We start from the raw sequence: 12,203 nt of genomic DNA, 5'->3' as shown, positions 1-12,203 counted from the left end.
TTTATGCCTCCTCTTCTTTATCTGGAATATATTCTAATATATCGCCGGGTTGGCATTCCAATTCTCGGCAAAGTGCATTGAGAGTTGAAAAGCGAACTGCTTTGGCTCGATTATTTTTCAAAATGGATAGATTGGCTGGTGTTAAATCAATCAGCTCAGCCAAGCGACCGGCACTGATACGCTTTTGTGCCATGACAAGGTCTAAATTTATCTGAATCATATGCCCTCCTAAATTGTATAGTCTACTTGATCTTGCAGTTCAATAGCCTTGCCAAAAGCATTGCGAATGACACGGATAATTAAGGTCAAAATACTGCAAGAAACGGTCACCAGGAGCATAGGTAGATAGACTGTCAGTCCCATGAAAAGTGAGATAAGAGCAACAATTCCAACTTCCCAGCCCAAATATCGGAGATATTGAACATTTTGTTGAATGAAAACTTGGTCCTGCCCGATATGATGAAGGAGCCGGTAAAGATGGACAATGCAGGTCAAAGCCAGTCCTCCTAAGGCGTAACCTAGTAAAAGTAAGATCCAGAAGCGAACCTCTCCTTGAACGAGAGGGGAAGGAAAGACGATAATAAGATTTACAATCCAAGGACCTAGGAAGATTAAGATAGTAGAAGCAATAAATAAAAGGCTAATGCTGATTTTTGTAAGAGTGATGCTCCAATCTTCAGCAGTCTTTTTTGTTTTGTTGGTCATAATATCCTCCGACAAATATTTTAGTTCTTAGTAACTATAACACAAAAATTATCGATAATCAATAAGATTCTATCGAAAAATAATAAAAAGTTATCGATTAAAGATCAGAAGCTGCAAGTTTAGAAGTTTTGAAGTCAAATTAGGATAGCTGTTGAATTGCAGCTATCTTATTTTTCTGCTTTGAAGAGACTTCTGATTTTTTAGGTCATTTTTGGTATAATAAAGGACAGGAAATACAAGGAAGTAAACCATGAAGATTTTTGATACACACACGCATTTAAATGTGGAAGAATTTGATGGTCGAGAGGCAGAGGAGCTTCAATTAGCCAAAGAAATGAGTGTTGTTGCACACAATATTGTCGGTTTTGATCGGCCGACCATTGAGCGCGCCTTGGAGTTAGCGGACAACTATGATCAGCTTTATGCTACGATTGGCTGGCATCCGACTGAGGCTGGGACTTATGATGAGGCGGTGGAAGCTTATCTGCTGGATAAGCTTCGTCACCCCAAGGTGGTGGCTCTGGGCGAGATTGGGCTGGATTATCACTGGATGACAGCGCCAAAGGATGTTCAGGAGCGGGTGTTTCGCCGACAAATCCAGCTCTCTAAAGAGCTGAACCTGCCCTTTGTCGTTCACACACGTGACGCATTGGATGACACCTATGAGATTATCAAGAGTGAGGCTGTCGGCTCTAGAGGCGGCATCATGCACTCTTATTCGGGTTCTTTGGAAATGGCAGAGCGCTTTATCGAGCTAGGAATGATGATTTCCTTTTCTGGAGTTGTGACCTTTAAGAAAGCGACAGATATTCAGGAGGCTGCGCAGAGCCTGCCTTTGAACAAAATCCTCGTCGAGACTGATGCGCCTTACTTGGCGCCTGTTCCCAAACGTGGTCGAGAAAATAAAACAGCCTATACCCGCTATGTGGTAGAGAAAATTTCTGAGCTGCGTGGGCTTACTGTCGAAGAAGTAGCGCAGGCGACCTATGATAATGCAAAGAAGGTGTTTGGGCTTGACTGAGAAGATAAAAATCCCTCAGGTGATTGTCGTTGAGGGCAAGGATGATACAGCCAATCTGCAACGATTTTACCAAGTTGACACTTACGAGACGAGAGGTTCCGCTATCAATGAAGAAGACCTAGAGCGGATTGAGAAGCTGCACCAGCTACGTGGGGTTATTGTCTTTACCGATCCAGACTACAATGGTGAGCGCATTCGTCGAATAATTATGGAGGCTGTGCCAACTGCTCAGCATGCCTTTCTCCGTCGAGATGAGGCGACTCCTAAGTCTAAGAACAAAGGTCGGTCGCTCGGAGTCGAGCACGCTTCATTTGAGGACTTACAACAGGCATTGGCTGGTCTAGTCGGATATTTCGATGATGAGGATAATTTTGACATCACCAAAAGCGATCTTGTGCGACTAGGTTTGCTTATGGGAAGCGACAGCCGTCAGCGTCGAGAGTATCTGGGAGAAGAACTTCGTATTGGCTATTCTAACGGTAAGCAGCTCCTCAAACGCTTGGAGTTGTTTGGGGTGACCTTGGCGGAAGTGGAAGAAGCTATGCGTAAATATTCAGTCTAACGGAGTAAGGAATGAAAAAAGTAATTATTACAGGTGGCAATAGTGGCATTGGCTACCAGGCTGCTAAACAGTTGGCTGAAAAGGGGTGGTCAGTGACTCTATTTTGCCGGCGAAAAGAAGCTGCTGAGCAAGCCTGTGAGGAAATTCGTCAAAAGACAGGGAATGGACACGTAGATTATATCTTGGCTGATTTATCTGATTTGGAGAGTATCAAGAGAGCGGCAGAACAGTATATCCAAAAAGAAGATGCTTTAGATGTTTTAATTAACAATGCAGCCGATTTTGATTTATCGGTCAAAAAGCCGATTCTTACCAAAGATGGATTAGAAAAGCAGTTTTCGACCAATGTGGTTGCTCCCTTTTTACTTTCTACCTTGTTGAAGGGCTTGTTGGAAAAGTCAGAAAGTGGTCGGATTATTAATATTTCTTCCCAAGGGCTAGTGCTTTATCCTTTCATGAAGCTTGATTTTGAAAATTTATTCGGTCAAAAACATTACAGCCCTGCTAAGACCTATTATCAGAATAAGTTGGCCTTATTGATGCTGTCGCTTTATATGCGGAAACATTGGAAAGACATCAAGGTGCAGGCAATCCGTGTGACCAATGTCAAAGTAGATATGAACCGCTATGATCACCTCAGCGCTTTTATGAAAAATCTGTATAAAATTAAGTCAAAATTTTCGATTAGTCCTGAAGAAATGGCCAAAGTCTATACAGCCTTATCTACAGAAGATGGTTATGAGGGCTTTTTGTATGACGAGAAATGCAGAGAAGTAAAGGCTAACGCATTTGCTTACAAGGAAGAAGAGCAGAAAAAACTTTGCACTTTGCTTGAGCAAATGACCTGCGTAAAGGACAATGAATAAAGAGTTAGAAAATAAAGTCCATAAGGAGAAGTAGCATTGGCTTGGTTTAATTTTGGGAAGAAAAAAGAAAAAATAGAATCTGCAACAGAAGTTGTAAAAGAGAAAATCGAGACAAGTGCTTGCTTGGGAGTGTTTGACTTCTTTGCACTTGGGAAGTCCGATCAGTTGTTGATCTTGGGCCGATTGAAAGGAAACTTAAAGTTAGGCGACCGTCTGCAAGTATGCAATCCTGGCGAAAGCTTTGAGTCTTTTGGCGAGCTGACGGTTGAAAAATTAAGCAATGGAAAAGAAGATTCTAACTTCTTGACAGACGAGCCCCTTGCCCATATTGTTGTAGCTGCATCTGAGGTCGCAGGTCGACTTAAAAAGGGGAGTGTTCTCTATACGTCCAAGATAGATGAGCGCCAGCTTTTATCTAGTTATACAGATGCCCTTTATACATCTTTTGTGGAAATGCAGAATGGGGATATGAGTAATGAAGACTATCTGCGAGCTAGTTTAGAAGATAGTGTTGAAATTTTGCGTTTGTTCTTATGGGATTGTAGAGAGAATCGACAAAATGGGAGTGAAGAAGAATATCAAAAAAATCTGGCTAAAATTGCCCACCTTGAGGAAGTTGTCAGAGATAAGTTGCTTGAAGCAGATGAGGTCTATGTGATTTATTCGCAATTAACAGGAGAGCCCTATATGTTTTCAAAGACATATGACAGAGGGGATGATGGCTACCTGTGTACAGATCCTTTGATTCACCTCTCAACTTCTCGTTGGTACCATCATTACAAAGAAACATTTGACAGTCAGCCAAATACCCAAGTGAGACGGATTGAAAATACAGAGGACAAGGAAGCTATTAAAAACTTCTTGGGTTCCGCTTTTTACCTTAATGGTGCGCTAGGAATTATCATGAATTCAGATGATGTGTGCATCAAGGCTCAAAACTTGGTAGAAAAACCTGATTTTTCAAATCTACCTGAGATCCAGGTGCCTGTCATGAATCCTGATGTAGTGAGATGGTTACTTTTACTTGGACAGCTAGGCAAGCCTGACACTGAAGACAAACAGCTGGTAGACAGGCTTTATTATGGCTTCCTATCAAAGGCAGTGCCTAAGGCTAAATTCCTCATTCCGGTGCGAAGAGGGGAGAACTTCCCTGAAGCGAGTGATAAGGCTAAGGAAGTAATGTTAGAAAAAGGGGCTAGTCTAGATTTACTAGTTCGAGAAGGAAAAGATAGCCGACAAGCTATCTCTCTCTTTACAGACTGGAAACGTCTGCGGATGGTTTTTGATGAAGAGTGGGACGGTATGATTGAGCCGGCAGGAAATATGATTGCTATGTTTGACTACATTGTCAATGGGACAGAGTATCTAAAAGCAGGATGTTATATCAGTCAAGATTCTTTCAAAGAAATGGAAAAACTAAGTGCCGAGCTAAATGATGCTCCAAAGCAGTAGAAGAGGTAAATATGAAGATCATAGTTGACAGAGTCTCTGTTAGTGCAGGAGATGACACTGTTCCACATAAGACAGAATATGAAGTGCCTGAAGAAATGACGGTAGGAGCTTTCTTTGCTTTTCTTGAAGAAGATCGTTATCTCCCTCTTGTTCAAGGAAATGATGTTGCATGGGAACTTCGCAATATCAATGGGGAACAGGGAGCCTACTTTACAAAAACAAAAGAGATGCTTCAATCAGATGCCTTGTTAAAGACAATAATTGAAGAGGCAAATGGTGATAGCCGATTTGAGCTAATTTACCATTCTACACCTGAAAATTATTTAAAAAGAAAAGAGAATAGATGAGAATTGCAGATTATAGTGTGACCCGTGCCATTCTGGAGCGTCACGGTTTCACCTTTAAAAAATCTTTCGGTCAGAATTTCCTGACTGATACCAACATCCTCCAGAAGATTGTGGATACTGCTGAGATTGACAAAAAGGTCAATGTCATCGAAATTGGTCCTGGTATTGGGGCTTTGACGGAGTTTTTGGCGGAAAATGCTGCGGAAGTCATGGCCTTTGAGATAGATGATCGGTTGGTGCCGATTTTAGCGGATACTTTGCGCGATTTTGACAATGTAACAGTGATCAATCAGGATATTCTCAAGGTTGATTTGGCCCAGTACATAGCAGAGTTTAAAAATCCAGACCTGCCTATCAAGGTAGTGGCAAATCTGCCCTACTATATCACGACGCCGATTCTTATGCACTTGATTGAGAGCGGAATTCCTTTTAGTGAGTTTGTTGTTATGATGCAAAAAGAAGTAGCAGATCGGATTTCGGCTCAGCCGAATACCAAGGCCTATGGTAGTTTGTCAATTGCGGTCCAGTATTACATGACGGCCAAGGTAGCCTTTATCGTACCGAGGACAGTCTTTGTGCCAGCACCAAATGTGGATTCGGCGATTCTCAAGATGGTGCGAAGAGAGCAACCTGCAGTTGAAGTCCAGGACGAGAAATTCTTTTTCAAGGTTTCCAAGGCCAGCTTTGTTCATCGCAGAAAAACTCTCTGGAATAATCTGACTAGTTATTTCGGTAAGTCTGAAGAAGTCAAGACCAAGCTTGAAAGAGCTTTAGAAAAAGCCGATCTTGTGGCCAATGTTCGAGGAGAAGCGCTAGACTTGGCAGCATTTGCTCGCTTGAGTGACGCTTTAAAGTCCGAGGGGTTATAAAAAAAGAAGATCTGCTCTCTGGTAGCCGGTCTTCTATTTTATTCATGAGGTGCATATGAAAGTGAAATTTCTGTCTTTGTTTTCTGGACTACTCTGGTTTTCGCAGTCGTTACTCCATTTCCTGCTGATGCTAGGTCTGCCTCTGGGACGTTTGGTCTTTGGTGGCGCTTATATAGTATTTCCTTTATGGTTGCGGCCGGTTAACTTCCTGCTGTTCTCATTGTGGGCTTTCTTTAGTTTTAGTTATCTAGCTTTTGGTGGTTGGTTGAAAAGTGGCTTGAGGTCTTCAGTTTTGAGGAAAGTCATTTTAGTTGGAACTGTGTTTCTATTTTTGGCTACGGTTTTCAATTTCTTTATCAGTGCGAGTCCATTAGAGAAATATTTAACTGGAGGCCTGACCTTTCTAGCTTTTCTATGCAGTAGCCTTCTTCTCCATAATAAGAAAAAATCCTATCATGATTGATAGGATTGCTTTTGATGCGGAGGAAGGGATTTGAACCCTCACACCCGTACGGGCACATGCGCCTGAAGCATGCGTGTCTGCCGTTCCACCACCTCCGCTTGTTCTCTATTATAACATATTTTTTAAAAAATCCAAGAAAAAATAGCCAGATTAGACAGTGCCATCCATAGAAGCAAATGAGGCTGGAAATTCTTATTCCAGCCTCTAGTTATGATGAATCGCAAATAAAAGTTGAAGAATCTTTCTCTACCCTCGCTTGCTATTTTTTTATTATTTATTCTACAATTTGCGGATAGAGGGTTTCTTGTTCTTTGGATGTATCTTTCAAGATGAAGATAGCCCATAAGAGAGCTAAAATGAAGACAACCAAGCCAGGAACTCCTCCCTCAGGTCCGAATTGTCCACCTGTGATAAGTGTACGATTGGAAGTTGTAAAGTACATCAAGGAAGACTCGCTGTCAAATCCACTGACATGGAAACCATAAACGTTACCCATGATGAAGTTCCAAGCGAAGTGGAAGCCACAAGGTCCCCAGATATTTCCGCGCTTCAGAGCGTAAACGGCTGTGAAAAGGCCAAAAACGAATAGGTGGAAAGTTGAGAGCCAAGAAGCACCATTGTTATCCAAATGGAAATAAGAGAACATGGTAGAAGCAATCAAAATGGCTAAGTAGGTGTTTTTATGATAGCAAATAATGGGAATCAACCATCCGCGAATGTAAATCTCTTCTGCAGCTGTTTGGAATATATAGCCAATGAGAACTAATATCCAAGAAACGAGAAAAGGCAGACTAAATTGGATCCGGTCAAACTTAGCATCTCCTGTAATGAAGAAGACGATTAAGACGGTCGTAATCATGATGGCACCCACCAACACACCTTTAGCGAATTCGGGAAGGCCATTTCCTCTAGAGAATCCCATGGTTCGTATTGGTCGTTTTTCAATGAATTTGACCCAAAGGAAGAAGGCGATAATGGTGTAGAGGAAGGACCAAAGGTCCAAAATATTCCACCAGTCAGGAATCCAATTTTGCTTGTCTAAGAAAAAGTTAGTTGAAGCCCTACTAATCGGAGACATATATTGGGTAATATAATAAAGGATGAAGGGAGCTAAAAACCAAGGAGTCAAAAACTTCCCTTTTTTGACATTGGAAATGAGCGGGTTGCTCTTTGAGAGAAATGAAAGGCTCATAAATAACCTCCTTATAGCTAGCATGAACCATTAAAGAAGTTAGAGACTTGCTTCTTGATGAAGAAGTTTCTGCTTCACTGGAATTCCAGTAGTAACCAGATGGACAAGTGCCTTGTGATTGTCACCTTCCCTTCTAATTGTACTTGTCCCATTCCTCACACGAGGCATATAGATGTTTGTTATTTACCTCTCTATTATAAAACTTTTAGAAAGCGTTCACAACACCCTGTCCTCATTTACACAGAAAATCTTACAACTAAAGAATTTGTGGCTTTCTTAGTAAACATGTAAGCTAAATCAAACATTTTTTGTTATAATGGGTTTACTAACTTTTAAGGAGTAATCTTGCAAGGTAAAATCATTAAAGCCTTAGCTGGTTTCTATTATGTAGAGTCAGCTGGGCAAATTTATCAAACCAGAGCTAGAGGAAATTTTCGGAAAAAAGGACAGACACCCTACGTTGGCGACGAGGTTGAATTTTCAGCAGAAAAGGACTCAGAAGGTTATATTTTAAAAATAGCAGAGCGCAAAAACAGTCTTGTGCGTCCTCCGATTGTGAATATTGACCAGGCAGTTGTTATCATGAGTGCGAAGGAGCCAGATTTTAATCCAAACCTCCTGGATCGTTTCTTGGTTCTCTTGGAACATAAAGGGATTCATCCGATTCTCTATATTAGTAAACTGGATTTGCTGGAACGCGAAAATGAGCTAGATGAATTCTTACAAGTCTATCGAACAATTGGCTACGATGCGGTCCAAAGCGTTGAGGAATTGTTGCCTCTTCTAGCGGATAAAATAACTGTTTTTATGGGACAAACAGGAGTTGGAAAATCAACTCTTCTCAATAAGATTGCCCCAGATCTGCAGCTCGAAACAGGAGAGATTTCTGAAAGTCTAGGCCGAGGCCGTCATACGACACGGGCTGTCAGCTTTTACAATCTAAACGGAGGGAAGATTGCCGATACGCCAGGTTTTTCTTCACTGGATTACGAGGTGAGTACGGCTGAAGATCTCAATCAAGCTTTTCCTGAGATTGCTGACTTTAGCAAATTCTGTAAGTTTCGTACTTGTACCCATACCCATGAACCAAATTGTGCAGTCAAGCCAGCGGTTGAAAGTGGTCAGATAGCAGCTTTTCGCTTTGACAATTATCTGCAATTTCTCAGTGAGATTGAAAATCGAAGAGAAACCTATAAAAAAACAGCTAAGAAAATACCTAAATAGGAAAAAGGAGAAAACTATGACACAATTTAAAATTGCACCATCTATCTTAAGCGCTGATTACGCTAATTTTGAAAGTGAATTGAAAAGACTAGAAGCAGCTGGAGCAGACTATGCTCATATCGACGTGATGGACGGCCACTTTGTGCCCAATATCACCTTTGGAGCGGGTGTTGTAGCTAGTATGCGTCCGCATAGCAAATTAGTGTTTGACTGTCATCTGATGGTTACAAATCCTGAAAAGCACATTGAGGAATTCGTTCGTGCTGGAGCAGATATTATCACAATCCACGTAGAAGCAACTCCTCATATCCATGGTGCTCTCCAACAAATCCGTGCCGCAGGAGTAAAAGCAGGTGTTGTAATCAATCCGGGCACTCCGGTTCAAGCGATTAAGCATGTCTTAGGCTTGGTAGACCAAGTCTTGGTGATGACTGTGAATCCTGGTTTTGGCGGACAAGCCTTTCTACCTGAGACCTTGGTTAAAGTGAGTGAGTTAGCGAGCCTTCGGGAACAAGAACATTTACAATTTGATATCGAGGTTGATGGTGGTATTGACAATCAAACCATCAAGAAAGCCAAAGCAGCTGGCGCTAACGTCTTTGTAGCAGGTAGCTATGTCTTTAAAGGCGATGTCGACCATCAAGTTCAAACCTTGCGGGAAGCATTACATGACTAAGGTTGTCCTAGTTGCTGGAGGTCAATTAGAAGAATTACCCTCAGATGCTGACGTATGGATCGGTGTGGATAGAGGTAGCCTCTACTTGATAGAGCAGGGGGTTACTCCAGATTTGGCGGTGGGAGATTTCGATTCTGTATCCCAGCAGGAATTTGAGCTCATTCAAAAGCAAGCTAAAGAGGTCTTATGCGCCCAGCCTGAAAAAGATGATACAGATCTTGAGTTGGCTGTCACAGCTGCTTTTGAGCACTATCCGAACGCAAATGTTACTATTTTTGCTGCTTTTGGAGGCCGAATCGATCATACTCTAGCCAATGTTTTTCTTCCCAGCAATCCAAAGATTGCTCCTTATATGGAGCGGCTTGCTTTGCAAGATGAACAAAACCTGCTTACCTATCGACCAGCAGGCAAACATTTAATCGATCCTGTAGAAGGAATGGCCTATGTTGCCTTTATGCCAACACAGGATATTGCCTTGACCATTGAAGGAGCCAAGTATCCTTTAAATGAAAAAAACTTTTTCTTTAAAAAAGTCTATGCTTCTAACGAATTTATAGGTAGGCCCATTTCCCTGTCTTTTGATTCTGGGTATGTGGTGATTATGTATAGTAAAGATAGGAATTAAGATGGAGATACTTATCATCATTTTGCTGGTAGCCAATCTTCTTTTGACTTTCTTGCTTTGGCAGAGCCAAACACAGCAAAAGAAGGATGTTCAAGAAATTTTGGAAGCGCAGGCTGACCATTTATCAGATCAGCTTGATTATCGTTTGGAGCAGGAAAGACAAAATTCCTTGCTTCAACAAAAAAATCTAGAGATAGGCTTGGGAGATCGTTTTAGTTCTCTACACACAAGTTTGCATCGGGATTTGACAGATTTACGGGCAGAAATCAGTGATAATTTGACAAAGAATCGCGATAAGACAGATGAACGCATGAAACAGATTCAAGAGTCTAATGAATTACGTCTAGAGCAAATGAGGCAGACAGTAGAAGAAAAATTGGAAAAGACTCTTCAGACTCGCCTTCAAACCTCTTTCGAGTCTGTTTCTAAGCAATTGGAATCAGTCAACCGTGGTCTAGGTGAAATGCAGCATATTGCGCGCGATGTTGGAACCCTTAATAAGGTCCTTTCAAATACTAAAACTCGTGGTATTATGGGCGAGTTACAGCTGGGTCAGATTATCGAAGATATCTTGACTCCAAGTCAGTACGAGCGGGAGTTTGCTACTGTTTCAGGCTCTAGTGAAAGAGTTGAGTATGCAGTCAAGTTGCCTGGGCAAACTGATCAAGACTATGTTTATCTACCGATTGATTCGAAATTCCCCTTGGCTGATTACTATCGCCTGGAAGACGCTTATGAATCTGGTAATAAAGAAGAAATTGAACTCTATCGCAAGGCCCTGCTAAATAGTGTTAAACGCTTTGCAAAAGACATTCGTAGCAAGTATTTAGCACCACCCGCTACAACTAACTTTGGGATTATGTTTTTACCGACAGAGGGTCTCTATTCAGAAGTTGTCCGCAATCCAGAATTCTTTGACAACCTTCGCAGAGAAGAGCAGATTGTGGTGGCTGGCCCATCGACTTTATCAGCCCTGCTCAACTCACTATCTGTTGGATTTAAAACTCTTAACATTCAAAAGAGTGCGGATGACATCAGCAAGGTTTTGGGAAGTGTCAAGTTGGAATTTAATAAATTCGCAGGTATCCTGGTTAAGGCGCAGAAGCATTTGCAGCACGCTTCGGGAAATATTGATGATTTGCTGACACGCAGAACAAATGCCATTGAGCGAACTTTACGCCAGATTGAATTGTCAGATGACGATTTGCATATAGACCTGCTTGATGTGCCAGAAGAAAGGGAAGATCATGAAAATTAACCAAATGAAAAAAGATGAATTTTTTGAAGGGTTTTACTTGATTAAATCAGCCGAAGTTCGACAGACGAGGGCAGGAAAGGATTATATCGCCTTTACTTTTCAAGATGATAGCGGAGAGATCGAAGGGAAACTCTGGGATGCCCAGCCCCATAACGTAGCCGAATATACAGCTGGGAAAGTTGTCCATATGCAAGGACGCCGAGAAGTCTACAACAATACTCCTCAGGTTAATCAGTTGGTTTTACGTCTTCCTAGAGCAGGTGAGCCTAACGATCCAGCTGATTTTAAAGAAAAACCTCCAGTGGATCCGAAGGATTTACGAGATTATTTGGCTCAGATGATTTTCAAGATTGAAAATCCGGTTTGGCAACGTGTTGTTCGAGCTCTATACGGTAAGTATGACAAGGAATTTTATTCCTATCCTGCGGCCAAGACCAATCATCACGCTTTTGAATCAGGCTTAGCCTTTCACACGGCGACTATGGTTCGCTTGGCTGATGCGATTGGAGATATTTACCCTCAGCTCAACAAGAGTTTGATCTTTGCTGGAATTATGTTGCACGATTTAGCAAAAGTAATCGAACTAAGTGGCCCCGATGACACTGAATACACAGTTCGTGGCAACCTAATCGGCCATATTGCTTTAATTGACGAAGAAATCACAAAAGTTCTTCTAGAATTGAAAATCGACGACAGTAAGGAAGATGTGATTGTTTTACGTCATGTTATCTTGAGCCATCATGGCTTGTTAGAGTACGGAAGTCCTGTTCGTCCAAGGATTATGGAGGCGGAGATCATTCATATGATTGATAACTTGGATGCGGAAATGATGATGATGACAGGTGCCTTAGCTAAGGTAGGAGAAGGTGAAATGACCAGTCGCATTTTTGCTATGGACAATCGTTCCTTCTATAAACCCAATTTAGACTAAAGAAAAAACGAA

At 41.7% G+C, this 12,203-nt stretch carries 15 protein-coding genes and 1 tRNA gene; 12 read left to right on the top strand and 4 right to left on the bottom strand.

All coding sequences use genetic code 11. From position 1 onward, the window contains the following. Nucleotide 1: 1 nt before the first annotated feature. The gene (locus tag PCY06_RS05845) at nucleotides 2-220 is read right to left on the bottom strand and encodes a helix-turn-helix transcriptional regulator (RefSeq protein ID WP_011999725.1); all 219 of its coding nucleotides are present in this window, start codon (nucleotides 218-220) and stop codon (nucleotides 2-4) included. Nucleotides 221-228: 8 nt separating this feature from the next. Then, nucleotides 229-705, bottom strand: a complete 477-nt coding sequence (locus PCY06_RS05840) for a DUF2975 domain-containing protein (protein ID WP_061596246.1) — start codon at nucleotides 703-705, stop codon at nucleotides 229-231. A 250-nt stretch (nucleotides 706-955) separates the two neighbouring features. Here PCY06_RS05840 and PCY06_RS05835 point away from each other — a divergent pair, with 250 nt between their 5' ends. From PCY06_RS05835 to PCY06_RS05805, 7 genes are read left to right on the top strand one after another with little or no spacing between them, the layout of a single operon-like run. Beyond that, nucleotides 956-1,726 carry a TatD family hydrolase gene (locus tag PCY06_RS05835; RefSeq protein ID WP_061596244.1) on the top strand — a complete coding sequence of 257 codons (771 nt, stop codon included), beginning with the start codon at nucleotides 956-958 and terminating at the stop codon, nucleotides 1,724-1,726. Next, a complete protein-coding gene (rnmV, locus tag PCY06_RS05830; RefSeq protein ID WP_061596243.1) occupies nucleotides 1,698-2,288 on the top strand; it encodes a ribonuclease M5 in 591 nt (196 codons plus the stop codon). Before PCY06_RS05835 ends, rnmV begins: the two co-directional genes overlap by 29 nt. Nucleotides 2,289-2,299: 11 nt before the next feature. Beyond that, a complete protein-coding gene (locus PCY06_RS05825; RefSeq protein WP_061596242.1) occupies nucleotides 2,300-3,154 on the top strand; it encodes an SDR family NAD(P)-dependent oxidoreductase in 855 nt (284 codons plus the stop codon). Between the two features lie 36 nt (nucleotides 3,155-3,190). Then, a complete protein-coding gene (locus PCY06_RS05820; RefSeq protein ID WP_105165090.1) occupies nucleotides 3,191-4,606 on the top strand; it encodes a hypothetical protein in 1,416 nt (471 codons plus the stop codon). An 11-nt stretch (nucleotides 4,607-4,617) separates the two neighbouring features. Further along, entirely contained in the window at nucleotides 4,618-4,953 is a 336-nt protein-coding gene (locus tag PCY06_RS05815) for a hypothetical protein (protein ID WP_060553186.1), read from the top strand. Then, nucleotides 4,950-5,822: a 16S rRNA (adenine(1518)-N(6)/adenine(1519)-N(6))-dimethyltransferase RsmA gene (gene rsmA, locus PCY06_RS05810; protein WP_082307265.1), complete on the top strand. Its 873-nt coding sequence runs from the start codon at nucleotides 4,950-4,952 to the stop codon at nucleotides 5,820-5,822. Before PCY06_RS05815 ends, rsmA begins: the two co-directional genes overlap by 4 nt. A gap of 55 nt (nucleotides 5,823-5,877) precedes the next feature. Beyond that, a complete protein-coding gene (locus tag PCY06_RS05805; RefSeq protein WP_061596239.1) occupies nucleotides 5,878-6,285 on the top strand; it encodes a hypothetical protein in 408 nt (135 codons plus the stop codon). 15 nt (nucleotides 6,286-6,300) lie between these two features. Here the strand turns inward: PCY06_RS05805 and PCY06_RS05800 are convergent. Then, nucleotides 6,301-6,383 (bottom strand) — tRNA-Leu (locus tag PCY06_RS05800). A 176-nt stretch (nucleotides 6,384-6,559) separates the two neighbouring features. Continuing rightward, the gene (locus tag PCY06_RS05795) at nucleotides 6,560-7,477 is read right to left on the bottom strand and encodes a CPBP family intramembrane glutamic endopeptidase (RefSeq protein ID WP_061596238.1); all 918 of its coding nucleotides are present in this window, start codon (nucleotides 7,475-7,477) and stop codon (nucleotides 6,560-6,562) included. A 345-nt stretch (nucleotides 7,478-7,822) separates the two neighbouring features. Here PCY06_RS05795 and rsgA point away from each other — a divergent pair, with 345 nt between their 5' ends. The 5 genes from rsgA to PCY06_RS05770 are packed head-to-tail and all read left to right on the top strand — an operon-like array spanning nucleotide 7,823 to nucleotide 12,191. Beyond that, nucleotides 7,823-8,701, top strand: coding sequence for a ribosome small subunit-dependent GTPase A (gene rsgA, locus PCY06_RS05790; RefSeq protein WP_011999736.1), 879 nt, complete (start codon nucleotides 7,823-7,825; stop codon nucleotides 8,699-8,701). Between the two features lie 16 nt (nucleotides 8,702-8,717). Next, the gene (gene rpe / locus PCY06_RS05785) at nucleotides 8,718-9,377 is read left to right on the top strand and encodes a ribulose-phosphate 3-epimerase (RefSeq protein WP_011999737.1); all 660 of its coding nucleotides are present in this window, start codon (nucleotides 8,718-8,720) and stop codon (nucleotides 9,375-9,377) included. After that, the gene (locus PCY06_RS05780; RefSeq protein WP_041789478.1) at nucleotides 9,370-10,002 is read left to right on the top strand and encodes a thiamine diphosphokinase; all 633 of its coding nucleotides are present in this window, start codon (nucleotides 9,370-9,372) and stop codon (nucleotides 10,000-10,002) included. Before rpe ends, PCY06_RS05780 begins: the two co-directional genes overlap by 8 nt. Before the next feature lies 1 nt (nucleotide 10,003). Then, nucleotides 10,004-11,260 carry a DNA recombination protein RmuC gene (locus PCY06_RS05775; RefSeq protein ID WP_011999739.1) on the top strand — a complete coding sequence of 419 codons (1,257 nt, stop codon included), beginning with the start codon at nucleotides 10,004-10,006 and terminating at the stop codon, nucleotides 11,258-11,260. Continuing rightward, nucleotides 11,250-12,191, top strand: coding sequence for a 3'-5' exoribonuclease YhaM family protein (locus tag PCY06_RS05770; protein ID WP_011999740.1), 942 nt, complete (start codon nucleotides 11,250-11,252; stop codon nucleotides 12,189-12,191). Before PCY06_RS05775 ends, PCY06_RS05770 begins: the two co-directional genes overlap by 11 nt. The last annotated feature ends 12 nt before the right edge of the window (nucleotides 12,192-12,203 follow it).

The organism is Streptococcus sp. SG1 (assembly GCF_030439935.1).
Lineage (GTDB): Bacteria > Bacillota > Bacilli > Lactobacillales > Streptococcaceae > Streptococcus > Streptococcus gordonii.
Note: the sequence above shows the minus strand (reverse complement) of the source record. Positions and strands in the feature narration are given on the sequence as shown.

Excerpts from the sequence above, each read along its gene's own strand:
- rpe (WP_011999737.1), top strand. The coding sequence starts at position 8,718 with ATGACACAATTTAAAATTGCACCATCTATCTTAAGCGCTGATTACGCT.
- PCY06_RS05825 (WP_061596242.1), top strand. The coding sequence starts at position 2,300 with ATGAAAAAAGTAATTATTACAGGTGGCAATAGTGGCATTGGCTACCAG.
- PCY06_RS05780 (WP_041789478.1), top strand. The coding sequence starts at position 9,370 with ATGACTAAGGTTGTCCTAGTTGCTGGAGGTCAATTAGAAGAATTACCC.
- rsmA (WP_082307265.1), top strand. The coding sequence starts at position 4,950 with ATGAGAATTGCAGATTATAGTGTGACCCGTGCCATTCTGGAGCGTCAC.
- PCY06_RS05805 (WP_061596239.1), top strand. The coding sequence starts at position 5,878 with ATGAAAGTGAAATTTCTGTCTTTGTTTTCTGGACTACTCTGGTTTTCG.
- rnmV (WP_061596243.1), top strand. The coding sequence starts at position 1,698 with ATGCAAAGAAGGTGTTTGGGCTTGACTGAGAAGATAAAAATCCCTCAG.
- PCY06_RS05845 (WP_011999725.1), bottom strand. The coding sequence starts at position 220 with ATGATTCAGATAAATTTAGACCTTGTCATGGCACAAAAGCGTATCAGT.
- PCY06_RS05815 (WP_060553186.1), top strand. The coding sequence starts at position 4,618 with ATGAAGATCATAGTTGACAGAGTCTCTGTTAGTGCAGGAGATGACACT.
- PCY06_RS05795 (WP_061596238.1), bottom strand. The coding sequence starts at position 7,477 with ATGAGCCTTTCATTTCTCTCAAAGAGCAACCCGCTCATTTCCAATGTC.
- PCY06_RS05840 (WP_061596246.1), bottom strand. The coding sequence starts at position 705 with ATGACCAACAAAACAAAAAAGACTGCTGAAGATTGGAGCATCACTCTT.
- PCY06_RS05770 (WP_011999740.1), top strand. The coding sequence starts at position 11,250 with ATGAAAATTAACCAAATGAAAAAAGATGAATTTTTTGAAGGGTTTTAC.
- PCY06_RS05835 (WP_061596244.1), top strand. The coding sequence starts at position 956 with ATGAAGATTTTTGATACACACACGCATTTAAATGTGGAAGAATTTGAT.
- PCY06_RS05775 (WP_011999739.1), top strand. The coding sequence starts at position 10,004 with ATGGAGATACTTATCATCATTTTGCTGGTAGCCAATCTTCTTTTGACT.